The 24,660-nt window shown below is 64.1% G+C and carries 19 protein-coding genes and 1 pseudogene; 8 read left to right on the top strand and 12 right to left on the bottom strand.

From position 1 onward, the window contains the following. Positions 1-374: 374 nt before the first annotated feature. The 4 genes from HUJ28_04445 to HUJ28_04430 all read right to left on the bottom strand — a co-directional run bounded on the left by HUJ28_04445 (position 375) and on the right by HUJ28_04430 (position 5,805). Positions 375-746 (bottom strand): DUF86 domain-containing protein, encoded by a 372-nt coding sequence (locus HUJ28_04445; protein ID MBD3618700.1) that lies wholly within the window; start codon positions 744-746, stop codon positions 375-377. Further along, positions 743-1,033 carry a nucleotidyltransferase family protein gene (locus HUJ28_04440; protein ID MBD3618699.1) on the bottom strand — a complete coding sequence of 97 codons (291 nt, stop codon included), beginning with the start codon at positions 1,031-1,033 and terminating at the stop codon, positions 743-745. Before HUJ28_04440 ends, HUJ28_04445 begins: the two co-directional genes overlap by 4 nt. 581 nt (positions 1,034-1,614) lie before the next feature. Next, positions 1,615-2,766, bottom strand: a complete 1,152-nt coding sequence (locus HUJ28_04435) for a porin (GenBank protein ID MBD3618698.1) — start codon at positions 2,764-2,766, stop codon at positions 1,615-1,617. Positions 2,767-3,243: 477 nt separating this feature from the next. Then, positions 3,244-5,805, bottom strand: a complete 2,562-nt coding sequence (locus HUJ28_04430; protein ID MBD3618697.1) for a tetratricopeptide repeat protein — start codon at positions 5,803-5,805, stop codon at positions 3,244-3,246. A gap of 351 nt (positions 5,806-6,156) precedes the next feature. Between HUJ28_04430 and HUJ28_04425 the strand changes: the two genes are divergently transcribed. Further along, positions 6,157-6,630, top strand: coding sequence for a JDVT-CTERM system CAAX-type protease (locus HUJ28_04425; protein MBD3618696.1), 474 nt, complete (start codon positions 6,157-6,159; stop codon positions 6,628-6,630). Between the two features lie 304 nt (positions 6,631-6,934). Here the strand turns inward: HUJ28_04425 and HUJ28_04420 are convergent, their stop codons facing one another. Then, positions 6,935-8,767 carry a DEAD/DEAH box helicase gene (locus HUJ28_04420; protein ID MBD3618695.1) on the bottom strand — a complete coding sequence of 611 codons (1,833 nt, stop codon included), beginning with the start codon at positions 8,765-8,767 and terminating at the stop codon, positions 6,935-6,937. A gap of 328 nt (positions 8,768-9,095) precedes the next feature. Here HUJ28_04420 and HUJ28_04415 point away from each other — a divergent pair, with 328 nt between their 5' ends. Continuing rightward, positions 9,096-10,595: a diguanylate cyclase gene (locus HUJ28_04415; protein ID MBD3618694.1), complete on the top strand. Its 1,500-nt coding sequence runs from the start codon at positions 9,096-9,098 to the stop codon at positions 10,593-10,595. Positions 10,596-10,926: 331 nt separating this feature from the next. On the opposite strand, the gene HUJ28_04410 is transcribed toward HUJ28_04415, so the two are convergent. After that, positions 10,927-11,424, bottom strand: a complete 498-nt coding sequence (locus tag HUJ28_04410; GenBank protein MBD3618693.1) for an Hsp20/alpha crystallin family protein — start codon at positions 11,422-11,424, stop codon at positions 10,927-10,929. Between the two features lie 143 nt (positions 11,425-11,567). On the opposite strand from HUJ28_04410, the gene HUJ28_04405 reads away from it, so the two are divergent. Continuing rightward, a complete protein-coding gene (locus HUJ28_04405; GenBank protein ID MBD3618692.1) occupies positions 11,568-11,987 on the top strand; it encodes an archease in 420 nt (139 codons plus the stop codon). Between the two features lie 2 nt (positions 11,988-11,989). After that, the gene (locus tag HUJ28_04400) at positions 11,990-13,420 is read left to right on the top strand and encodes an RtcB family protein (protein MBD3618691.1); all 1,431 of its coding nucleotides are present in this window, start codon (positions 11,990-11,992) and stop codon (positions 13,418-13,420) included. A gap of 373 nt (positions 13,421-13,793) precedes the next feature. Here the strand turns inward: HUJ28_04400 and HUJ28_04395 are convergent, their stop codons facing one another. Together HUJ28_04395 and HUJ28_04390 are read right to left on the bottom strand one after the other, a co-directional pair. Beyond that, on the bottom strand, positions 13,794-13,937 hold the full coding sequence (locus tag HUJ28_04395; protein MBD3618690.1) for a hypothetical protein: 144 nt from the start codon (positions 13,935-13,937) through the stop codon (positions 13,794-13,796). A gap of 110 nt (positions 13,938-14,047) precedes the next feature. Next, a complete protein-coding gene (locus HUJ28_04390; protein ID MBD3618689.1) occupies positions 14,048-14,887 on the bottom strand; it encodes a PhnD/SsuA/transferrin family substrate-binding protein in 840 nt (279 codons plus the stop codon). A gap of 290 nt (positions 14,888-15,177) precedes the next feature. Between HUJ28_04390 and HUJ28_04385 the strand changes: the two genes are divergently transcribed. The 3 genes from HUJ28_04385 (at position 15,178) to HUJ28_04375 (ending at position 17,290) form a co-directional block, all read left to right on the top strand. Next, positions 15,178-16,584 (top strand): HD domain-containing protein, encoded by a 1,407-nt coding sequence (locus HUJ28_04385; protein ID MBD3618688.1) that lies wholly within the window; start codon positions 15,178-15,180, stop codon positions 16,582-16,584. Positions 16,585-16,741: 157 nt separating this feature from the next. Continuing rightward, a complete protein-coding gene (locus tag HUJ28_04380; GenBank protein MBD3618687.1) occupies positions 16,742-16,945 on the top strand; it encodes a cold-shock protein in 204 nt (67 codons plus the stop codon). A 159-nt stretch (positions 16,946-17,104) separates the two neighbouring features. Next, positions 17,105-17,290, top strand: coding sequence for a PLDc N-terminal domain-containing protein (locus HUJ28_04375; protein MBD3618686.1), 186 nt, complete (start codon positions 17,105-17,107; stop codon positions 17,288-17,290). A 1,133-nt stretch (positions 17,291-18,423) separates the two neighbouring features. On the opposite strand, the pseudogene HUJ28_04370 reads toward HUJ28_04375, so the two are convergent. From HUJ28_04370 to HUJ28_04360, 3 genes and pseudogenes are all read right to left on the bottom strand, one after another. Further along, a pseudogene (locus HUJ28_04370) lies at positions 18,424-18,615 on the bottom strand (NAD(P)-binding protein). Between the two features lie 113 nt (positions 18,616-18,728). After that, positions 18,729-20,483 (bottom strand): hypothetical protein, encoded by a 1,755-nt coding sequence (locus tag HUJ28_04365; protein MBD3618685.1) that lies wholly within the window; start codon positions 20,481-20,483, stop codon positions 18,729-18,731. Between the two features lie 57 nt (positions 20,484-20,540). After that, positions 20,541-20,876: a hypothetical protein gene (locus HUJ28_04360; protein ID MBD3618684.1), complete on the bottom strand. Its 336-nt coding sequence runs from the start codon at positions 20,874-20,876 to the stop codon at positions 20,541-20,543. A gap of 247 nt (positions 20,877-21,123) precedes the next feature. Here HUJ28_04360 and HUJ28_04355 point away from each other — a divergent pair, with 247 nt between their 5' ends. Further along, positions 21,124-22,092, top strand: coding sequence for a hypothetical protein (locus tag HUJ28_04355; protein ID MBD3618683.1), 969 nt, complete (start codon positions 21,124-21,126; stop codon positions 22,090-22,092). A gap of 264 nt (positions 22,093-22,356) precedes the next feature. On the opposite strand, the gene HUJ28_04350 is transcribed toward HUJ28_04355, so the two are convergent. Continuing rightward, on the bottom strand, positions 22,357-24,585 hold the full coding sequence (locus tag HUJ28_04350; GenBank protein ID MBD3618682.1) for a TonB-dependent receptor: 2,229 nt from the start codon (positions 24,583-24,585) through the stop codon (positions 22,357-22,359). Between the last annotated feature and the right edge of the window lie 75 nt (positions 24,586-24,660).

Raw genomic sequence — 24,660 nt, 5'->3', positions numbered from 1 at the left:
TCACCATCCTCGCCCGCAAGCTCGCCCGTATCGCCTTCGCCATCCTCAAAAACGGAGCCGACTATGTGCCGCGAAAGCCTTGTCTTGCGACATAGAATCTCCTACGCGGCGTGAGGAGCAAGGAGATAGGCGTAGCGCTGCAGGCGCGATGCCCGGCGATGATGTCAGCTCCTGATCGCGCCTTGCACCCAGAGGGCATAAACGGACGCTCCTGGCCTGACGCCTGTCTCCTCTCGCCTCCCGTAGGAGGCCAGCCCCCTGGCCGATAGGTCTCTGGGACCGGAGGTTATCGCCGAGGGGGCTCGGCTCCTACCGCAGAACCCAATGCCGTGCCCGCCGTACATGGCTAACACATTATCTGGCGTCGGAGAAAACTACCTGCCCTGCCTGAATACCAGAAGCACTTCCTCCACCTGCAGTGCCAGCTGCGGTAAATCACGCCCAACCGTCGTCCAGACCACGTCCAGGTCAATCGTGAAATAACCATGTGCAAGCGCATTGCGCATGCCATAAGCCGCCTTCAGGGGGAAATCGGGGTGCTGCACGGAGAAGCTCGGAAAATGCCGCTGGATATTTCCTGCCGCCTCCCCGATCACCTCGAGATTGCGGATCACGGCATCCTGCTTTTCCTCATTGGAGAGGAAGTCAGCGTGATCCATGTTCTCCAGATACCGTTGAATACGCTCGACAGCCTGCTGCATGTGCAGCAGATAATCCTGCAGGGCAAGCTCGTCGCGCCGGCTCATACGGCGCGCGCCTCCTTGAGCACAGCAGCCTTCCAGCGGTCGGGCAAAGCCCCCGGAGTCAGCACCTCGACCTCCACCCCGAGAAGCTCGGTCAACTCCATGCGGATGGCGCCGATATCGAATAACGAGGTCTCCTCGGTGGTATCGACGAGGATGTCCAGATCACTCGAATCGGTATCCTGCCCATGAAGCACGGAGCCGAACACACGGGCATTTCTGGCGTGATGCCGCTCAACAATCTGACGAATCATTTCACGATGTTGCTGCAGTGCGATGGATGGCTTCATTTACAAACTCCGGCAATGAACCCTGTTCTGCTAAGTTGGACCAGATATATCAGCAGGTCAACTCGCACAAGCCACCTGCACAGCCCCCGGCAGGGGTGCCGATTCTACCCTCTCGCCTCCCGCAGGAGGCCAGCCTCCTGGCCGATAGGGCTCTGGCACCGGAGGTTATCGCCGAGGGGGCTCGGCTCCTACCGCAGAACCCAATGCCGTGCCCATCGTCAATAGCCAACACATTACCTGGCATCGGCAAGAAGATCGCCTGCCGTCCCTCTCTGTGCCCTCTGTGGCAAAAAATCTTCGGCTTTACGACTTTATCGGGCAGCGCCCTCGCGCGATAACGCGGAAGACAGAAAAGGGACGGGGCTGGCAGTAAGGATGCAGTGAACGGACTATGTACACGGGATTTTGGCGGGCGCGGCCCGCCCCTACCGATTCATGCCACAGAGGTCACAGAGGTGGCCAGGATGCCTGGTTTTACTCTGTGTGCGACTGCGACTTGTAACTTTCTTCTTCCCGCTTCACCAAAAAGAAAGGGCGCCCGAAGGCGCCCTTTCCTGTCACAGGTTTAAGATCGGGAGATCTTAGAACTTGTGGACAACACCCACGGACAGGGCGGAAGCGCTTTCGTCGTTGACGCCGCTGGCCAGGTTGTCGTGACCGGTGCCACCCCACGGGGTAACGTTGATGCCGTTGTTGGTACCGGCATCGTTCTCGCTCACGGAGTAAGCAGCATATACGCTGGTCTGCTTGCTCATGGCGTGATCGAAACCAATCGCCCAAACAGTGGCTTCGGCATCAGTTGCACCGGCAGCCTTGCTTTCCAGGGTCGCGCTGTAGTACTGGGCCTTGACAGTGTTGCCACCACCCATGTTGAACGCCGCACCAATACCCCACATGTCAGCATCGTCACCATCGACGTTGCCCAGACCTTCGGCCTGCTGGTAGAGGGCGGTGAACTTCAGGGCGTCCATCTTGTAGCTACCCACCAGACGCATGGCGGTTTCGTCGGCATAGCCGGCGGCACCGTCATCGGCCTGATCTTCGGAGTAGCCCAGGGCGACGTACAGCGGGCCCTGGTCGTACCACACCGCTGCGCTCAGGTGCGAGGTATCCGGGTTGTTAGCCACAGTGGTGGAAACGACCACATAACCACCAGCAGTGCCCATATTCACATTGGTGGTGGCATCACTGCTGTCTTCGTCCGGCGAGTACTGCACGGCAGCCTGGATGGCCCCCATGGACGGGGACACGTACATCAGCATGTTGCTGGTGCGCGGGTCCAGATCAGCACCGGCAAAGCGGCCACGGATGATGGAACGGGAGTCACCCACCTGGTCACCGAAGAGGTCAGCCTTGCGGCCGATGGTCTTCACCGGGGAGTCGTGGTGACCGGCCATGACGGTACCAAAGCCGCCCTTGAAGCCAACGTAGGTGTTACGGTTGGAGAGGGAACCGGAGCCGTCGTCCATGTTCAGGGTGGACTCGGCCTGCCAGATAGCGGTCAGACCGCTGCCCAGGTCTTCGCTGCCCTTGATACCAAAGCGCGAGGAATTGGAGGCAATGGCCAGGCCGGAAGCTTCGCCGTCCTGCTGCAGGGTGACGTTGTCGTCACCGCCGTTGTCGTAGCTGTCCACGGACATGTGCAGCTTGCCGTAAACGGTGGCGTCAGCCATGGCGGCGGCCGGAGCGGCCAGGGCGCCGGCGACGGCCAGAGCGATCAGATTCTTTTTCATGAGCCTAGACTCCTTAATTAACCTTGTGTGGTTCCAACAAAAGGATTGTCATGCGTTAGTGATGACGCATCGTTTATACGCGTCTGAAAACCGCATTGCAACACCTGATTCGCAAAAATGCGACATCTCTGTTGTTTTGTTGCAACAACGCAACACCGGGTTGAAATATTTCTGAAAGATCAGCCGCGTGTCAGATTTTTCTGACACGGCAGATCAAGGTGTCTTACGGGTTCGGGCGGGGATTTATTCCACATGATTCGCAGGGTTTGTCGCGGGGATACGACATCAGAGAAATCGCGAGTTGCAAGTCAAAAAATGGCGGGCGCGGCCCGCCCTATACATTCATGCCACAGAGAACACAGAGGCCCTTGAGATACCGGTTTTACTCTGTGCCCTCTGTGCCATCTGTGGCGCATAGAATTCCCGACTTGTCATTTGCGACTTACCCCGAGCCCCATCTGCCAGAGGGCTGGCCTCCTAGTTGCGACTTGCAACTTCCTTCCTATCCGACGGCTCGATCTCGTAGCCATAGGCCTTAACCGTGTCCTCGATGATGGGGAATACCGGCTTGAGCTGTTCGTAGTAGTTTTTGTAACGATAGCGCGAGCTGGTATAAATCTTCTGCGTGACCTGGGCATAGCTGGCGGTACGTGCGACGCGCTTGCTCTCGTGAAAGGACAGGCAGGCGTCATCCCAGGGCAGCCCGACAAAGTCCAGTACCTCTCGGGTCATCCGTTCCTGGTCGGCAACCAGCTCTTCGTAACGCACGGCCTTGTATCTTAGTGGCAGATGGTCGCGATACCACAGAGTCAGCTTGGAAGAACGTGCATAGAAACGCGCTGTGGTATCCATTCGGTTCGAGTAGGCATTGCCCTGATTGAACGAAGCCATAAAGGCCGACAGACAGGAATCCAATGGATGCCGGACCATATGAATGATGGGACTTTCAGGGAACAACAGGTAAACCAGCCCGAGTAGGTTTTGATTGAGCGGCATTTTATCCACGAACCAATCTGCTGCAACCTCGCCCAGGGTTCCCCTGGCGATGGCGAGATAACGATCACGCAGCGAGGCCAAGACCTCAGACGATTGCTCCGTCGGCAACTGAAGCAACCATTCAGGATAAGATGCGTTCACTCCAGACAGCTCCCGCCCGGAATGATGAGCGATATCGCCCATGAACGTAAGCTCGCCGGCAGGCAGCACTTGCCCGTGTGCACCGAGGATTTGCTCCATGAGCGTAGTACCGGAGCGCGGAAAACCGACCACAAAGATAGGCTGTGGGGCACAACCTTCCTTCTCACAGGGAGAAAGGGCTTGAAAACGGCCGTCTGATAGCAGTTCAATCTGATGTGCCGCCCAATCAGCAGCATCATCGAAGTGCTCGCCTACTGATCTTGCCGTTAACTGATTCGCCGCTTCGAAACTGGCATATGCCTCCGGATAATGCTTGAGCTTATCGAGCAGCTCACCCTTTTCGAACTCTATTGCAGCACGGACAGTAAGCACATTAAGGCGAATAGCCGCCTTCACCGCGTGCTCGATATATTCAAGCGCCTCTTCCAACCGCCCATTGCGCCGTGCGATGCGCGCGAGCATGCGGTAAATGTATGCCCGATCATCCTCATTGCGCGCCTTTCGCTCAGCCTTCTGCGCAAGCGTGTGCGCCAGATCGAGATTGTGCCGTTTCTCCTCAAAATCTGCCCATGCCAGATAGGGCCTAGCAGCATTTGGCAGGAGTTCTGTAGCACGACGGAAGGCTTGTTCTGCTTTGTCGTAGTAGCAGGCATTATCATAAGCACGAGCCAATTCCAGCCAAAAATGCGTATTGTATGGATCGGTCTCGAGCAAGCGTAGCAGCACCACAATGGCTTCTTCGTCCCTCCTTTGTAACTGCAGCAACTGGACATATATTCCATTGACGTATGAATCATCTGGCGCGAGCTCCAGGGCTCGCTTCATATGCTTATCCGCCCTGGCCTCACGATGCTGCAGGATGGCACCCAATGCCAAACCTGCATAGGCAATACCCAAATCCGAATCGATATGCAGGGCTTTGTCGAGCATCTCCTTCCCACGCTCGTATTTACCCGCTTTGAGCATGCCGATTCCGACGCGGACCAATGCTATCGGATTATCTGGGTCAGCATGCAGCGCCATGGCGAAATACTTACCGGACAGATCATTGTCCTTTTCATGTAGCTCAGCCAGGTGCAGGTATACCTCGGCATTATGGGGGGCTATCTTAAGGGCCTTCTTGAAAGCCGCGTCGGCCTTTTCCCTGTTTTCCTGGTGCTGCCAGTAGAAGCCCAGATTAATAAAATGATCCGCCTCACCAGGCTCCAACTGTATCGCCCGCTCCAGCGAAGCCAATGCCAGCTTCTCCCGACCCTTAGCCATATACACCATCCCAAGGGCACTATGGGCAACAGCTGCCTTTGGCGCCTTTGCCAATACAGCTTCCAGCTCACTAATTGCCTCTTCGTACTTATGCTGCTTGTACAGCACCTTTCCCAAATTGGCCCTGGCGGCTAAATCATTTGACAATAATTCCAGCACTTTACGGTAGTTTTTCTCTGCCTCAGGATAATTCCCAAGCTTCTGAAAGACATCACCGATATATTTGTAAGCAGGCGGATGATTCGGATCCAACTCTAGTGCCCGCCCACAACTGTTCATGGCAGACTGATATTCACCTGCCTGGAGTTGCACCAGGCCCAGATTTGCCCAGATTTCCGCACTGTCTGGCACTATTCGCAATATCGCCATGAGCGCCCCCTCTGCCTCACGGTAACACCCCTGCTGCAACAGCGCACTGGCCAAAATACCGTATACATCCGGATGTCGATGCCCGGCATTCAGAAGATTCTGCGTCTTACGAATGGCCTCGGCCTGACGCCCCTGCTGCAGGTGCGTGAAAGCGGCCCGCAACACGGCCTGCGGATCGACCAGGCCGGAGGTGCCTGCGGCGCCACAGCACTTTTTGTATTTCTTGCCACTGCCACAGGGGCAGGGATCATTCGGGCGAACCTTGGACATGGGCTTTCCAGATTACAATTGAATGCCGGGCATTTTACGGGGACAGGCAGGGATTGTCAGGCAGCGCATGGTCCAACCGGGCCCAAGATCCTCCATTTCAGGGCAACGCAGGCCAGACTGAGCGGGGCGATTCCTGAACGGAATCTCGCCTGCCGATATTCGGCGGGCACGGCCCGCCCTATACATTCATGCCACAGAGGGCACAGGGGTCATCGGGGCACCGGTCTTACTCTGAGCCCTCTGTGGCGCATGGACTTCCCGACTTGTCACTTGCAACTTGCCCCTAGCCCCATCGGCCAGAGGGCTGGCCTCCTACTTGCGACTTGCCGCTTCCCCCCCGACTATTACCCCATGCCCCCTGCCCACACACGCCCATGGCTGGACGCTACCGGCCTCGCCCGCTGCCCGCCCTTTCATCGCGACGGGCGATTCCTGCTGGCCCTGCTGGCCGGCGGGGTGGTGGCGCTGGGGCTGCACTGGCTGTTTGCGCCGGACACCCGCCTGTGGCCGGAGGCCCGGGTGTGGCTGATGGTGGTGCTGGTCTGGCCGGTGGCCGAGGAACTCGTGTTCCGCGGTCTGCTGCAGGGCGAGCTGCGCCGCCTGTCCTGGGGCGGGCGCGCGCTGGCCGGGGTCACGGCGGCGAATCTCGTGACCTCCCTGGTCTTCGCCGCGCTGCATTTCATGAGTCATCCCCCGCTCTGGGCGGCCTCGGTGCTCGTGCCTTCCCTGGTGTTCGGTTATTTCCGCGACCGCCACGCCAGCCTCTACCCGGCAATCGCACTGCACATGGTCTACAACCTGCTGTATCTGCTGGCGACTGCCTGACGGCCGACAGGCGGCAGCCACGCCCCCTGCATGGTCATCGCGGCTTGCGCCGCTCCTATAAAACCACAGCCTCGTAGGAGCGCCGTTTATGCCCTCTGGGTGCAAGGCGCGATCGGGGGTGGCAGCCGCAACAGGCATCGGCATCGCAGCTGGCGCAGCTCCTACAAAACCACAGCCTCGTAGGAGCGCCCGCAAGGCGCGATAGCAGACGGCAGCCACTCCCCGGCATGGTCTTCGCGGCTTGCGCAGCTCCTACAAACCACAGCCTCGTAGGAGCGCCCGCAAGGCGCGATCGGGGTGGCACCTACGCCTTGGGCCGCCCCTTCCCTGCCGCGTTGTCCCTGCGCTTGCCTTTGCCCTTGCCTGCCCCCCCTTCGGCCTTTTTGAATCCCGGCTTCTTGAAGGCCGGCTTGCCGCCGGCCGGTTTCCCGGCCGGGCCCTGGTCGGGGGTGATGTTGAGCTTGCGGCTGCAGACCCAGACGTTCTTCAGGTGCTGGAAGACATGCTTGGGCATGCCGTCGGGCAGCTCGACGGTGCTGAAGTCGTCGAACAGCTTGATGTGGCCGATGTAGCGGCTCTCGATACCGGCCTCGTTGGCGATGGCGCCGACGATGTGCTTGGGTTCGGCACCGTGGCTGCGGCCGACCTCGATGCGGTAGCGCACCATGCCGGGCTCGGGACCGGCGCGGTCGCGACCGCGGGGCTCGGCACCCTCCTCCCGGCGCGCGCGCTGGCGCGGATCGCGGCGGGCATCCTCGCGCTCCCGCGCGGGCGCACGGGCGGCCACCTCGGGCACCTCGTCCGCGCGGGGCTTCAGCGGCCGCTCGCGCTGCACCAGGTAGGCGAGCGCGGCGGCGATCTCGGCCAGGCCGACGTTGTGCTCGGCCTGGTAGCCCTCGATGAGCTCCTCGTAGTAACCCAGCTCCTGTCCTTCGAGCGTGTCGGTGATGAGCTGCTTGAACTGGCCGACGCGCTTGCCGGTGATGGCCTCGCGGCTCGGCAGTTGCATGGGCGTGATGGGCTGGCCGGTGGCCTTCTCGATGGCGCGCAGCATGCGCGTCTCGCGCGGGGCGACGAAGAGGATGGCATCCCCCGTGCGACCGGCGCGGCCGGTGCGGCCGATGCGGTGGATGTAGGCCTCGGTGTCGTAGGGGATGTCGTAGTTGATGACGTGGCTGATGCGCGGCACGTCCAGCCCACGCGCGACCACGTCGGTACCGACGATGATGTCGATGGCCCCGCTCTTCAGGCGCTCGACGGTCTTCTCGCGCATCTGCTGCGTGATGTCGCCGTTGAGCGGTGCGGCGGAGTAGCCGCGCGCCTCGAGCTTCTCGGCCAGCTCGACGGTGGCGGTCTTGGTGCGCACGAAGATGATGATGCCGTCGAAGTCCTCGACCTCGAGGATGCGCGTGAGCGCATCGAGCTTGTGCGTGCCGCTCACCTGCCAGTAGCGCTGGGTGATGGCGGTGACGGTCTTGGTCTTCGCCTGGATGCGGATCTCCACCGGGTCGCGCAGATACTTCTGCGTCACGCGGCGGATGGGTTCGGGCATGGTGGCGGAGAACAGCGCGATCTGGCGCTCGGCCGGCGTGTGCTCGAGGATCTGCTCCACGTCGTCGATGAAGCCCATGCGCAGCATCTCGTCGGCCTCGTCCAGCACCAGCGCCGAGAGGGTATCGAGCTTGAGCGTCTTGCGGCGCAGGTGATCCTGCACGCGCCCCGGCGTGCCGACCACGACGTGCACGCCGCGGCGCAGCTGCCTGAGCTGCACGTCCATCCCCTGCCCGCCGTACACCGGCAGGATGTGGAAGCCCGGCAGGTAGCGCGCGTAGCGCTGCATGGCCTCGGCCACCTGGATGGCCAGCTCGCGCGTGGGCGTGAGTACCAGGAGCTGCGGCTCGGCGCGGGAGAGGTCCAGCCGGCTCAGCAGCGGCAGGGCGAAGGCCGCCGTCTTGCCGGTGCCGGTCTGGGCCATGCCCAGCAGGTCGCGGCCGGCGAGCAGCGGCGGCAGGGTCGCCGCCTGGATGGGCGACGGGGTCTCGTAGCCCACCTCCTCCACCGCCCGGAGCACGGCAGGGGCGAGAGCGAAGTCGGCAAAACGAACGGGGGTGTCAGGGGTATCGGATGCAGAAGACATGCAAGGCCTTGTGGTATGCGGCCCGGGGACGGGCAAACGGAATATGTCCATTGTAGGGGAAATCGGTGTGGGTTGTCCGGTTGCAGGTTATCAAGTCGCAAGTCAAAACCCATAGGGCGGGCCATGCCCGCCGACCCGCGATAGGTGGGTGCGGCCCGCCTCATGGGTATGCCACAGAAGGCGCACAGTAAACGGACACGCTGAGCACCTCCGTGTACCCTGTGCCCTCTATGGCGCATGGAGTTTCACCTCCCGCCTCACAACCCCCCCATTGCCCTATAATGGCACCCCCCGTACGCACCACATGCACGCAGGACGACCAGACCTCATGGCCACGCACCGCCAACCCGCACCGGACAGGGATAGCCGCACCTACCTGCCCAGTATCCGGCGACTGGTCGGCCTGCTGGCCTTTGCGCTGGCCGCCCTGCTGATCGCGATGGCGGCACTCGAATACCGACATATCGACCGGCATTTCCAGGACATCGAGCGTACCGAGGACGCCGAGCGGCTGGGCGTCATGAAACAGTTCCTGTCGTTTCGCATCAACACCTATCAGCAGCTCGTGAACCAGCTCGCCACGACCTCCCAGGTCTTCGACCTGCTGGCCGTGAACGACTATGCGGGGGCGGTCGCCTGGGCCCAGATGACACGCCGCCTGATGCCCGAGGCGGTGGGTGCCGCGCTCTTCGCCCCCGATGGCACCCTGCTCGGCGACGCCCTCGCCCAGCGCGTGGGCACGCAGTGCCTGAGCGACCTGGTCGACTCACTCAACGGCCTGCCCGTGGAACGTCCACCCATCCACGATGCCATCCACGGCCTCGAACATTTCGACCTGACCGCCCCCGTCTTCGACCAGGCCGGCGAAATCATCGGGATGGTCTTCGTGAGCTTCAGCACACGCATCCTCGACGAGGCCATCGCGGAGCTGGCCACGGAGGACGAACACCTGGCCATCGCGAACGCGCGCGGGGAACTGATCACCCGGACCCGAGCCTGGGATGACGTGGACCGGCCTGCCGCCCACACCGCGATACAGGGGACAGACTGGACCCTGCTGCTGATCACCCGGCAGGAAACACTGGTCAGCACCCTGCCCGGGCTGATACTCATCGTGGGCCTGGGCAGCATGCTTGCCATGCTCATCGTGCTGGTCATCACGCGCCTGCTGTACAGCAACTATCTTGCCGAGTTCCGTTACGTGCAGCGAATACTGGAGGGGCTGAAGGAGGGCAACCTGCGGGACGACCTGCCACCCAGCCGGTTTCGCGAGTTCGCCCACCTTCGCAACGGCCTGGCGGAGCGGGCGGAGCGTATCGCCTCGAAACACGAATCGCTGCACGCCCTGGGGCACACCGATGCATTGACGGGTCTGGCCAATCGCCGTGAATTCGAACGCGTCATGGGCGAGATGCTCGATCATGGCAGCGACCGCCAGGCCTTCTGGCTGGTCACGCTCGACCTCGATCGATTCAAGGCCGTGAACGACGCACTCGGCCATGACATGGGTGACCGGGTACTGAAGGCCCTGGGCACCGCGCTGCGTATACAGGTCCGTGAAGGAGACATGGCCTTTCGCTGGGGCGGCGACGAGTTCGCACTGCTCATCGCCAGCGGCGAAGACTTCAACCTGGAGGCCTGGCTGGAACGCCTGCAGACGGAATTCCTCCGCCTGCAGGCGGAGGACCTCGCCCTGGAACCCGAACTGCGGGTGACCATCGGTTACGGTGGCGTCTGTATCAAACCCGACGACCGCCGACCACTGAGGCAGATACTCAAGGATGCCGACGCGGCCCTCTATGCACGCAAGACGGCCGGCCGGCGCTGAACAGCAGCGCCCTGGCCGGCACGACCCGGGTACCGGAACCGGCACCCGTAGGAGCGCTGCAAGGCGCGATGCCCATGCGAGGCCTGGTGGCCACCCAGCCATGATCGCGCCTCGCGGCGCTCCTACGACGGATTGGGGTTTTTCGGTAGGAGCGGCGCAAGCCGCGATGGCCATGTTCGGGTGAAGTGTCACCCCATATCGCGCCTTGCACCCAGGGGTCATAAACGGCGCCTACCCCAAGCATCTGCATCTAGGATGCGACCGTTCATGCCCCCTGGGTGCGAGACGCGATAAAGGGACGGCACCGGAGCCCGGACAACGGTTCGTTGCCCTACTCCACCTTGATCGCGCGCCGCTTCGATTTCGTGACCTTGGGGAGGGCGAGTTCCAGCACACCGTCCCGGAAGCTGGCCTTCGCCTTGTCGCTGTCGACCTCGGCCGGCAGGGTGACGGTGCGGGCGAACTCGCCGCGTGACATCTCCATGCGATAGTAGTCGCCCTTTTCTTCCTTGCTCTCGTGGCTGGTGCAGCCGCGGATGGTGACGCTGTTGTCGCTCACGCTGATGTCGATATCGTCCTTTTTCACCCCGGGCAGCTCGGCCTTGACCAGCACCTCGCTGTCACGATCGATGACATCCACCTTCGGCATGCGCCCCTCGAAGGGCTGTGCGACCTCGGACATCGACGGCCATTCCCAGCGCATGGGTCGCAGCCAGCCGCGCGGCATCATCGCCTCGAACAGGCGGTCCATCTCCTCGAAGGGGCTGGGCACGCGGGCGGCCGGCTCGGCACGGGTGGTCCTGAGTTCCTTTTTCGTCTCTTTGGCCATGAGGCACCTCCTGTTGCGGTTCATGACGGTGGTTATCGCTCATGACTATAGTCCGCCCGCTGCGGTTGGCATTGACGCAGGTCAACCGCGCCTCGCTGCGACCGGCCTATAGTCTTATGGCATCTGAGCAACGGATCGCGTCCATGCCGGCGGAATGGGAGCACTTTGAACACGCGGCGGATATCGGCGTGCGCGGCATCGGCGACACCCCGGCCGCGGCCTTCGAGCAGGCGGCGCTGGCGCTCACGGCCGTCATTACCGACCCGGCCTCGGTCACGGCCCGCGAGGCGGTCGTCATTCGCTGCGAGGCGCCGGATCGCGAGCTGCTGCTGGTGGACTGGCTCAATGCCCTGATCTACGAGATGGCCACGCGCCACTGGCTGTTTGCCCGCTTCGAGGTGGTACTCGACGGCAACCGGCTGCATGCCCGTGCCTGGGGCGAACCGCTGGACATCGCCCGTCACCAGCCGGCGGTGGAGATCAAAGGCGCGACCTACACGATGCTGGCCGTTCGGCAGCAGCCGGACGGCCAGTGGCTGGCGCAATGCGTGGTGGACGTATAGCCATGGACCTGAACCGTTTTACCCGACTCGACGAGACCGCCTGGCGCATCGAGGCCCGCGGGGCCATGCGCGTGCCGGCCATACTCTATGCCGACGCCCCGCTGCTGCAGGCCATGGACGCCAAGGTGGAGGAACAGCTCGTGAACGTGGCCTGCCTGCCGGGCATCGTGCAGGCGGCCTATGCCATGCCGGACGCCCACTGGGGCTATGGCTTTCCCATCGGCGGGGTGGCGGCCTTCGACGCACGCGCGGGCGGGGTGATCTCGGCCGGCGGCGTGGGCTTCGACATCTCCTGCGGCGTGCGCACCCTGCATACGGGATTGCAATATGGCGACGTCGCGCCGCAGGCCGAGGCCCTGGCCGAGTCACTGTTCTACCGCATCCCCGCGGGCCTTGGCAGCACCGGCGCCATCCACCTGGACCTGCGCGAGATGGATGCCATGCTCGACGGCGGTGCGCGTTGGGCGCTGGAGCGGGGCTGGGGACGCGAGGAGGACCTGGAACGCATCGAGGAGGGCGGCTGCATGGCGGGGGCCGACCCGGCGGCCGTCTCCGGGCATGCCAAGCAACGCCAGCAGAACGAGATGGGCACCCTGGGCTCGGGCAACCACTATCTCGAGGTGCAGCGGGTGACCCAGGTCTTCGACGAGACGATCGCCGCCCGCTTCGGCCTGGCCGTGGACGACGTGGTGATCAGCGTCCACTGCGGCTCGCGGGGCCTCGGTCACCAGATCGGCACGGAATTCCTGCGCCGCATGGCGATTGCCGCGCCGCAGTACGGCATCACCCTGCCCGATCGCGAACTGGCCTGCGCGCCCATCGACTCGCCGCTCGGCCAGGACTACCTCGGCGCCATGCGCGCCGGCATCAACTGCGCACTGGCCAACCGCCAGATCATCACGCATCTCACCCGCGAGGCCGTGGCCGACATCCTGCAGGCGGCCGACCTGCGGCTGCTCTACGACGTCTCCCACAACACCTGCAAGCAGGAGACGCATGTCATCGACGGTCAGCCCCGCGAGCTCTACGTGCACCGCAAGGGCGCGACCCGGGCCTGGGGGCCGGACCATCCCGGCCTGCCCCCTGCACTGCGCACGGTCGGGCAGCCGGTGATCATCGGCGGCTCCATGGGCACCTGCTCCTACATCCTCTGCGGCACACAGACGAGCGAAGGGCTCGCCTTCAGCTCCGCCTGCCATGGTGCCGGCCGCGCCATGAGCCGCCGCCAGGCCACGCGCCAGTGGCAGGGCCGGCAACTGGTGGACGAACTGCATGCCCGCGGCATCCTCATCCGCAGCCCCTCGCTACGCGGCGTGGCCGAGGAGGCGCCGGGCGCCTACAAGGACGTCAGCGCCGTGGTCGACGCCGCCGACGCCGCCGGCCTGGCCCGCAAGGTGGCGCGGGTGGAACCGATGGTGTGCGTGAAGGGGTAAGGGATAGTCGCAAGAAATTATCGCCCCGCAGGAGCCGAGCCCTCTCGGCGATAACGGCCATGGCTGGCCGGGAGGCGTTGGGCGAAAAGTCCAAGCGCCACAGAGGTCACAGAGGTCACAGAGGTCACAGAGGAAAACCGGGCTGTATTCTTCCTCTGTGTACTCTGTGCCCTCTGTGGCTAAAACGCCTTTACATCACATACGCACCCACGCCTGGCGCCTATCCCCTCAAGCCTCCCGATCCCAGGCAGGAGGCCAGCCCGCTGGCCGATGGGGCTGTATAGCCGGCATCGGCGTTATCGCCGAGAGGGCTCGGCACCTACGGGTATGGCTGTTATCTCTCTGTGCCCTCTGTGGCGCATGGACTCGCGACTTACTTGCGAACCAGAACCAGCACGCCCGCCGCCAGCGCGAGCACGCCGTGGACGATGTGGTCGTATTTGAAGCTGAGGTCGGCGAGCTGGGTGAGGCCGGTGAGGACGAGCCAGATACCGAGTGCGATGGTCCAGAGTTTCATGCGCTATCCCTCTTCTTGTTATGGGTTGGTTTCGATCCAGCCCTAGTGTGCCTGCAAACGGACAGGGCCGCACGTGGCGGCCCTGTCGTCAACACTGCCTGGTTGGCCGATTACCAGCCGAAGATCATGTTCTCGGTGAGCAGGTTGTGGTCGATGTAGTCGGCAGGGGCCGCGGGCTCGAGCGTCGGGTTGGCGGCGCTGAAGCGCTTCACCAGCATCTCGGCGGCGGCCAGGCCTTCGGGACCGGTGAGGGCGCCGAGCATCTTGTTGCGGTCGGCGGCCGGCACGCGGTCGCTCACGGTAATGCCCTGGTTGGTGAGCTCGCGGGTCTCGCCCAGCACCTTGGTATTGGCACGGGTCTCGGCACTGATCAGGTTCTGGTAGTCGTTCTTGCGCACCACGCCCGCCTTGCACTCACCGCGCGCGACGGCATCGGCCACGTCCACCCAGCTGCCGTTCATGGCCACGAACTCGGGCTGCTGCACCGGGTTGGCATACATGGCATAGACGCTCACCGCCCCCAGGCTCGGCGAGGGCAGCATGCAGACCTGGCGACCGACGAGGTCGTCCGGGCCGTTGAGGCCGGTCTCGGCCACATGCGTCACCAGCACGAAGTTGATCGCACCCGGCAGCTTCACCAGCGGCTGGGCGCCCTGCTTTTCCAGGCGCCAGGCGGCGAAATGCGGCGCGTCGAACAGGATATCGTAGCGCCCTTCGCGCATGTTGCGTGCGTAGGTATTCCAGTCGCCCGGATGCTCGTAGACCACGGAGGTACCGAGCACGCCGGAGAGAAACTCGGCGAGCTGGCCGTACATGCGCTGCCCCTGGGCCGGCGTCTCGCGCGGCGGCGCGCTCAGCACGTATTCGGCCTGGGCCGTGGCGGCGACAAGCGACAGGCACAACAGAAACCCCAGCGCCAGGCGGCGGGGCAGACGATTGACTGCATTCATTGATTCATACCCTGATGATGTGTGATCGGATGACGTCCCGCGGCAGTGGGCGTGGCCTGTCCCGGCCTCCGATTCTTGCGTCCGGCAAACGGCCGCGGACGATACCGGTCACCGCCGACGGCTTGCCGTGCACAGCTCACAAAACGGCCCGCCATCACCCGTGGCCGCGACGAACGGCGGCATTCCCCGCATGAGCGGCGCCCATCCCCCTGTTATTTCAGGGGAATCTTGGCAGGCCCGCGGCAAGGGACTACTGTCAGCCTGTCGCCTTTCGTCGCCCCGGGTGTGCCATGTCCTCCAGCCCCGCCTGCCTCTCCCCCGCCCCGGCACGGCTTGCCCTGTCCGAACTCATCGGCGCACTCAGCTATGCCCTGGACCTCACGGAGGGTCAGCCACCGGGGCACTGCATCCGCTGCTGCTGGATGGGCATGCACATCGGCGGGGAACTCGGTCTGGATACCGACGCCCTCTGGGACCTCTACTACACCCTGTTGCTGAAGGATGCCGGCTGCAGCAGCAATGCCGCGCGGCTCTGCGAGCTCTACGGTCAGGACGACCGGCGCACCAAGCGCGACTTCAAGTGGGTGGATACCGACAGCTATGCCCAGCTCGCCCGCTTCGTGCTGCAGCACACCGGGGTGAAGGGGCAGATCGCCGACCGCTTCCGCCGACTCCTCCTCATGGCCCGTCACGGCGACGACCTGGCCACGGAGCTGATCCAGACCCGTTGCGAACGCGGTGCCGACATCGCCCGGCGCATGCGCTTCGGCGAGGCCGTGGCCGGCGGGATCTACGCCCTGGACGAACACTGGAACGGACGCGGCAAACCGGACGGTCTGGCCGGCGAGGCCATCCCCCTGTTCTCGCGCATCGCACTGCTCACCCAGGTGATGGACGTGTTCCACCACACCGGGGGCCCCGAGGCGGCACTGGCCGAGATCCGCCGCCGACGCGGCAGCTGGTTCGACCCGACGCTGGTCGACATCGCCTGCCGCCTCGGCGAGGACCCGGGCTTCTGGGCCATGCTGGTCTCCCCCGCACTCGAGACCCGGGTGTGGGCACTGGAACCCGAGGCACGGCACGTAGCGGTGGACGACGACCTGCTCGATGAGATCGCCGAGGCCTTCGGCCAGGTGGTGGACTCCAAGAGCCCCTACACGGCCGGCCACAGCCAGCGCGTGGCGCTCTATACGGATACGGTGGCCGCGAAGATGGGCATCGAGCCGGGGCGCCGGCGCTGGCTCAAGCGAGGCGCCCTGCTGCACGACCTCGGCAAGCTGGGCGTGAGCAACGCCATCCTCGACAAGCCGGACCAGCTCACCGAAGAAGAATGGACCGAGGTGCGCCTGCACCCGGCCTATACCGAGGAGATCCTCTCGCGCATTCCGCCGTTCCGGGAACTCGCCATCACCTCCGGCGCGCACCACGAACGTCTGGACGGCCAGGGCTATCCACGCGGCATCGCCGCCGCCGAAATCTGTACCGAGACCCGCATCATCACCCTGGGTGACATTTTCGATGCCATCACCGCCGCGCGCCCCTACCGCGGCCCCATCCCGGTACCGAAGGCACTGGAGATCATGGGACGCATGGTGGGTACGGCGCTGGACGCCGACTGCTTCGAGGCCCTGTGCGAATGCGTGCACGAGTTCGCACAGGGTGACCGGGCCGCGGGCTGCCCACCTGCCGGCGAATGAAATTGTTGTAGCTTATTGGCGGGAATAGGCCTATAGTGACTTTGGCTACAGATTTTGCATTGGTATTCAGACAGTTCCCTTCCGGCAGTTCTCGATCCCCTCTTCAGGACCTGTAGACATTCATACTTCGTTTTTTATTTGTAAAAGGTAAATCTTCATGGCTACCGGTACCGTCAAGTGGTTCAACGAGAGCAAGGGCTTCGGCTTCATTTCCCAGGACAGCGGTGGTGACGACGTGTTCGTTCACTTCAGCGCCATCCAGGGCAACGGCTTCAAGACCCTGGCTGAAGGCCAGGCTGTCACGTTCGATCTGGAGCAGGGCCCGAAAGGCCCGCAGGCCAGCAACGTGGTTGCTCAGTAAGGTCCAACCGACCTCGCTGTAAGAAAAGGCCCCGCTTCGGCGGGGCCTTTTCGTTTCTGCGGCCTGGAAAATCCTCCCCGGGCGTGAAAGCAGCGGGCGTAGCTGCTATCGTCGATACGGCATAACAATCACACCAAACCAACCAGGGAGGTGCTCGGCATGGGCATCGAAATCGGCGGCCTGTTCGGCCTGATTCTTCTCATCCTCGTCATCTGGGGCATCGTCAGCACCGTCCAGAGCCGGGCCGGCACCGGCAACAAGGTGCTGTGGATCGTGATCCTGCTGGTGATCCCGCTGCTCGGCTTCATCCTCTGGCTGCTGTTCGGACCGAAGGCGGCGAAGTAGGCGTCAGGCTTGCAAGTCTGAGCGCCACAGAGGGCACAGAGGGCACAGAGGAAAACCGGGCTGTATTCTTCCTCTGTGCACTCTGTGCCCTCTGTGGCTAAAACGCCTTTACATCGCTGCGCTCTCTGCGGCCAAACCCGCCTTGCCGGTGGCGCTCAGACCGGCGCACCCAGCACGTCTGCCACGGCGGCCTCTGCCGCCTCCAGCGCCCCTTCCAGGTAACCGCCGCTCTCGGCGGCGGTTTCGCTGCCGCTGAAGATCAGCTTTCCCCCCCAGATCCCCCGCTGCGCCTCGGGCAGGCCATAGGCCGGATGGCCGACGGGCGGGACGCGATCGTCCGCGGTGGCCGTCAGCGGGTCCTCGCTCCAGTCCCGGATGCGCCAGTCCAGCACGTCCTGCGCCTGGGGCCCGAACAGGCGCGCAAGCTGGGCCAGCGTGTGCGTCGCCAGGGCCTCTGCACCGATCTCCCGCCGGCTGCTCGCGGGCAGGCCGTAGAAACCGAACAGCGCATAGGGGCCGCCTTCGCGCGGCGAGGCATCGTAGATCTCGGTGAGCGGGCCGATGCGGCTGAAGACCTCGCCCGACAGGCCCTGTTCGCGCCAGAAGGGACGTGCGTAAAAGGCCAGGAACTTGGCATGGGCCGCCATCCAGGTGGGCGTGTCGCGCAGCACGGCGTCCAGCGCCGCCGGCAGGGCCGGTTCGAATGCCAGGTCGTGCGCCACCAGGCGCGGCGGCATGGCGAGGATGACCCGCCGCGCCTCCATGTGATGGTCCTCCCCGCCACAACGCAGCCGGAGCTCCACGCGCCCGCCCCGGTCGGCCAGGCCGGTGACCCGGCAATCCCGCTGCACACGCGCCGCATCCAGCCGGCCGGCCAGCGCCTCGATCAGGCTGATGGCACCCTGGGTGATGCGAAAGGACTCGCCATGCGGCGAGGGCGTGTCCAGGCGTAACGGGCCATTCGTGCTCATGTCCTCGTAGAGCCCGGCACCCGCCACCTGCTGGTTGAACAGGGGCACGTCGAGCATGGACACGAGCTGCGCCATGCGCGGCTGCAGCTGCGGCCAGACCCAGGCCGGCCCCAGGTCGTAGCGGGCAGAACCGCCGTCGGCACGCACGCGGGTCTCGGCGTCGATACGCCCGCCCAGGCGCGCACGCGCCTCCAGAAGACGGTAGTCCACGCCGGCCTGTTCCAGCTGCCAGGCGGCATACAGACCGCTCAGCCCGCCGCCGACGATGACGCAATCGTGAGAAATAACCACCCCCGTGTGTCGAACGTCCCCGCGACAGCCAGCCACCAGGGATTCCGGTTCCCATGTTAACAGCCAGCGCGACCCTCCACTGCGTGGACCTGCCGTGCTCGCCCAAAAAAAGAAACCCCGCCGGGGCGGGGTTTCTGTCTAGCCGGGTATGCGTTGCCACATACCGCGTTGCGCGTTTATTCAGGTGCCGGTTCGGTGACCGGGTCCTGAATCACGGTATGCAGGAACTGGATGATGCTGCGCGTATCCTCGGCCTGCGCCACGAAGCCGGCGATGTTGGCATAGTCCGCCGCGTCGCTTTCCAGCACGCGTTCCCACAGGGCGCTGGTCCTGTCCGCATAGCTGCAGCTCGGATCATCCGGGGTACGCTCGACGTAGCTCACGTCGACACCCTGGAAGTCCTCCTGGGCGTTGTGCGCAAAGGCCGAGTAATCGACATAGCCGCTCGGCAGGCGCAGGGCGCCGCAGTTCGCGGGGTCGAGCTCGCAACCCGCATCGCCACGCTTCAGGTAACCAAGGCCTTCTTCATCCAGCACCGCATCATCCAGCGTGATCTGGATAGTCTTGGTCACCCAGGTGCCGTCTTCCATGATCTCGACCGTGCCTTCCAGCTTGCCCCAGCGCATGAGTGCGTTGTACATCGCCAGGTTGGCACGCGGGGAGTCGACGGTCTGGTAACGGTCGGCATCGCCATCGCTGTCTTCGTCCACGCCAAAGGCCAGGCGGCCGGCCAGGTCGAGCTTCACGCCCGTCGAGGCGTTGATGCTGTTGACCACGTCGTAGAGGGCGCGATCGAGCATGGCCGGGTTGGTGAGCGCGACGCGCACGCCGTTCAGACGCCCCAGTTCGAGCTCGATGACATAGTCCTCGTAGCCTGCCACGATGACGCACTCGCCCTGGTCGTCCAGCTCCATGGGCACGTAGTCGCCACCGGTCGCCACGGGATCGGACGAAATCGGCTGCGGGCAGCTGTTGGCGTCCAGGACCGGCTCGCCATTGTCGTTGCGCAGCAGTTCCCACAGGTCGCCATAGATCTCGCCCTTGTAGGAGAAGTCCACCTCGTTCAGGCCCAGCACGGTGTTGACGAACACCAGCCCGTCCACGGTCAGCGGCACACCCTTGTTGGACGCGGCACCGATGAACGCGGCGGCGGCCTCCATCAGGTCCAGGCGGCCATACGGGGGATTCACCCCGTCATCGATCACGGGCAGCGTGGCCAGCATCGTCTCTGGCACGTCCTGGATCACGTTGTGCATGAAGACGATCGTCGCGCGTGTATCGTCGGCATGCTGGGTGAAGCCGGCGATGTTCTCGCCATAGTAGGCCTCTTCACCGAATACGCGCGGCCAGACGTAGTCTTCCATGTCCCGGTAGAAACAGCCCGAACCATCGTCGGCGTACTGGACATAGCTGACCAGCTGGGTCTGGTAGTCCTCCTGGCGATTGTGCGTCATGACGGACAGGTCGGCGTAACCCTTGTAGAGGTTCACGCCGCCCTCGCGACCGAAGGTGCCATCTCGCAGGTAGGCGAGCGCGCCCAGGTCCAGGTCGGGTCGGATCTCCAGCCACTGCGGCGGAATCACCTCGCCCTCCTCGCCCCGGCTCTCCGGGCCATAGCCGGCGATACGGCCTTGCTTCAGCAGGGCGTAGTACATCGCGAGGTTCTCGCGCGGCGAGTCGATGGTCTTCTCGACCGGCAGCCCATCCACCTCGGTCACCAGCACCAGGCGCCCGGCCGCATCGGTCTTCACCTCGCTGGCGGCATTGATGTTCTTGATCGCCTCCTGCAGGGCGCGGGCAAAGACCGTCGGATTGGTGGACATGGTGCGCACCATGTTCAGCCGGCCGATCTCCAGCTCCACGGTGAATTCCTCGTAACCCTCCACCGGCGTGCACTTGAGCTCACCGTCCATGAACTCCTCGAGCATCATGGGCACGGTGTCCTGCGTGCTGCCATCCGGCCAGACCACCGGTTCGGAGGCGACCGGCTAAACACAGCCGTTGGCATCGAACTCCGGCACGCCGTAGGCATCGCGCACCACGACCCACAGGTCGCCATAGAGATCGAGTGCATCGCGCGGGACGTCGTTCAGACCCAGCGCGGAGTTGATGAACACCACGTCATCGACGATCAGCGGGGATTCCTTTCCGGTCGCCGCCCCGAGGAAGGAGGCCGCGCTGTCCAGTACCTTTGCAGAAATCGGCACGTCGCTGGTCGTGGTGGTACCCGACGAGCCCCCTTCGTCGCATGCCGTCAGCATCCCTGCCAGCAGAACGGCACCCGAAAGAAGCGCAAGGGGCTTGCGCAGAAAATGTGTATTCATGGCTTCATATCACCTTTGGCAGACCGGCATGGAAGCGGACGGACGTCCGCCGGGACATACCGGCATTCATTTGCGGAAATCGAGTGGTTTCCATTGTCTTATCATTGGCCTTTTTTCACCACTCCACACTAATGTAGATCAATTTCGCCATCGAAAGCTGGATCTGGCACACACCATAACCGCCCAACAGACACCCATCGACGCCGCGAGGACTTGCGTGGCCGCGCGATATGGGGAAGATGGGCGCATGTCTGATACCCGGGAACTGGTCATCTGCGGCCTCGACGGCGTACTCGCCCTGCTCGAACACCGCCTGCCCTTCCTCTACAACGAGGAGGGCGAGCGCGACTGGGAGCGCTTCCATGCCGCCTGTGGCGAGGACATGCCCAACCTGCCACTGATCCACCGGCTCAACCAGGCGCGGCAGGAGGGGGTGGCCGTGGCGCTGGTCACCGGGCGCAGTGCGACGGTGCTGGGCGAGACCCGGGACTGGCTCGCGCGCTGGGGCGTGGGACACGACGCCCTGTGGATGCGGCCGGTCGGCGACTTCAAGCCGGCGGCAACCTACAAGGCTTCCATCATCGAGCAACACTATGCGGGGCAGAAGATTCGCCGTGTGTACGAAAGCGCCCAGCACCTGGACGTGGCCCGCTGGTGCACCGAACGCGGCATCGCCTGCACGCTGTTCGGCCCCAACCAGGGCAACGGCGCCACGCGCGAGATCTTCGACCTGAAGCGCGTGGCCCACGCCTGCGACCATGTCACCCTCTACCCCTTCTACGGCGACGACGACTACGCCTGGGCCGACCGCATCGCGCAACTGGCCCAGGGAGCCTGCCTGCTCTGTGCCGATGACGAGGCCCGCGCCGAACGGGAACAGAAGGCGATGGAGGCGAAACTGGCCGCCCGCGAGCGCGGGCTGCCGCCGCTGGAAGGCTCGGAGAAACAGGTCGCCTGGGCCGAGGGTGTCCGCCTGACGGCCTTTTCCGCCATCGACAAGGTCCACAAGTGGATCGAGCAGAACGACGCCGCCGCCGAGGCCGAGGATCCCGATCACTGGCACACGGTCAAGCAGGGCATCCGCAAGGCCAGCGGCTGGCTGGAGGAACAGACCGACGCGAAATGGTGGATCGACCACCGCCACGGCATCATGAACAACCTCGACGGCGGACGGGCCCTGCTGTCGGCGGTGATGGAACAGGAAGGATATTTCTGAGGGTGAGGCGTGGGTGATGCAAAGGCCTTTTCAGCCACAGAGGACACAGAGATCACAGAGAGCTGAAAGCCATTCTGTAGGAGCCGAGCCCTCTCGGCGATGACAACCATGCCGTTCGCATAACCCCATCGGCCAGTGGGCTGGCCTCCTACGGGGGGCGGGCGGGCTAGTGGCGCGTGTGATCCAAGCGCCTCACGCGCAAAACCAAAAAAGCCCACGCCCCTGTCGAGGCGTGGGCAATCCCACATCCGATCCGGAGGAAGATCAGAAGTCGAGCTTGAGACCGGCCATCACGCTGCGCGGCTTTCCGGCGCGGACGCCGGCCGGGCGGCGTGCGGCCATGTAGGTCTCGTCGGCGAGGTTTTCCACCGCGAGGAACAGGCGGCCGTCCTTGCTGATGCGGTAATCTCCGGCCAGGTCCATGACGACGTGGCTCTCCACCTTTTCGGCATCGGGGATGGCGCCGGAACCGGCCACGGTGCGCATGTCGTCGGTGTACCTAGCGCTCAGGTCCACACGCCAGTCGGCCTGCTGCAGGCCCACCGCGGCAAACAGCTGGTGCTCGGGCAGGTAGGGCAGTTCATCACCGGCCTGCACGTCGCCCCACTCGCCAAAGCCGCTGTCAAAGCTGGTCTTGAACTGGGCATCGGTCCAGGTGTAGCCAACCCGTACCGGCACACCGTAACCCAGCCCGCGGGCTGCACCGATGTCGTAGGCCAGCGAGGCCTCCAGGCCCTTCACCTCCACCTCGCCACCATTGAACTGGTCGCCGATGGTACAGCCGCCACCGGTGGCCGCGGTGCAGGTACCGAGCAGGTTGTCGTAGTCGTTGTAGAAACCGATCAGCTCGCTGCTGAGCGCGCCCTGGGCGTAGCGCAGGCCGAACTCGTAGTTGAGGCTGTCCTCCGCCTCGGCATCCGCGTTGCCGGGGGCGGGCGGCGTGAAGCCGCGATGCACGCCGGCCACCAGGCTGAGCTGCGGGTTGATGCGACGGGTTACGCCGATCCCCGGCATGAGCACGCTCTCCGAGCCCTCGACCACGGTGGGCGTACCGGTGCGCGACGGATCGGCGGCGCCGTAATCGATACGCCTCGTGTCGATGGTCTCGTAGCGCAGGCCGGGCTGCAGCACCCAGTCGCCGGCCCGGATGGTGTCCTGGACGAAGGCGGCCCAGGCCTTTGCGCTGGCGATACGGTTGTTGCCGCTGCCGGTGCCGGGCACGCCGGCGCTGGTCTGCACCATCGTCCCGTTGTCCATGCGATAGCCGTCGGACCACTGGAAGCGGTCCTCCTCATCCTCGTGATAACGCAGGCCGAGCTCGATCTCGTGCCGGATGTCACCCTGACCGAGCGACAGGCCGACCACGGTCTGGATACCCTGCGACTGGTACTCGCGGTTGTTGGCCTTCACCGACAGGGCATCGTCCGCGCTGGTCGCCCCCTGGATGGTGGCCAGCTCCGCGGCATAGGTGGTGGGATCGGCGAGGATGGCGCTGATACCGGTGCCATTCACGCGATCGAGCTTGTACCAGTTGCGCGTGACGTCCTGGCGGTAGACGGTGGTGGTCACATCCGCTCGTGCGCCGAGTTCGGCGTAGTGACGCAGGCTTGCCTGCTGCTGCTCGACATCCATCTGGTCACGCTGCGAGCCGGCATAACGCCGGAACGGCGTGGCCGCGAAGTCGTCGTCGGTAAGGCCGAGATAGGTCTCGTTGGAGAGCTGATCGTAATTGCCGAGCTTGAGCTCGAGTTCCTGGTAGACCATGGCCGTGGGCGCGGTATTGATGCGGAACTTGCCGACGACATCGGTGACGTCGAACCCGGTGTCGCCACCGCCGTCCAGTTCCTTGAAACCATCGGTCAGGTGCTGGAAGGTCTCGACCATGTAGCCGCCGTTTTCACCGGCATCGCCCACCCGGGCATGGATACGGCGTGTGGCATCATCCCCCGTCCCCACCTCGAGATGCCCGGCAAAGTCCGTGGGTATCTGGCTGCTGATCAGGTTGAGTGCGCCACCCGTGGTATTGGGGCCGTACTTGATCGCGCTCGATCCCTTGCGCACCTCCACGCCGGACATGCGTCCGACGCTCGGGAAGTAGTAGGCCGCCGGTGCGGCATAGGGGGCGGGGGCAGCCAGCACGCCGTCCTCCATCAGGGTGATGCGCGAGCTGCGGCTCACGCCGGTGCCGCGCATGCCGATGTTCGGCCGCAGGCCGTAGCCGTCCTCTTCCTGCAGGTAAACGCCGGGCACCTGCTGCAGTACGCGGTTGATGTCGCTGTACTCGTGCTGGTCGAGGTTCGCCTCGTCGATGTAGTGTGCCGAGCCCGGCACGTCGTCCACCTGTTCGGCACCACCGATGATCATCATGCGGTCGAGGTCGCGGGTGGCCTCCGCCGCCTGCAGCCCCGGTGCCTGCACCAGCGCCAGGGCCACCGCGGCGGCCACGGCACCGAAACGGTGTTTATCAAATGCGTTGTTCTGCTTGCTGTACATGCCAGCCTCCCAGTCAGTTGAGGTCTCTTGGGCTGGCTGGCGGCGCCGGGGCGCGGCTGGCTGGCGGTTGGATGA

The sequence above is a fragment of the Chromatiales bacterium genome, from assembly GCA_014762505.1.
GTDB lineage: Bacteria > Pseudomonadota > Gammaproteobacteria > SpSt-1174 > SpSt-1174 > SpSt-1174.
The sequence above is the reverse complement of the archived record's forward strand: the minus strand, read 5'-3'. Positions and strand labels throughout refer to the sequence as shown.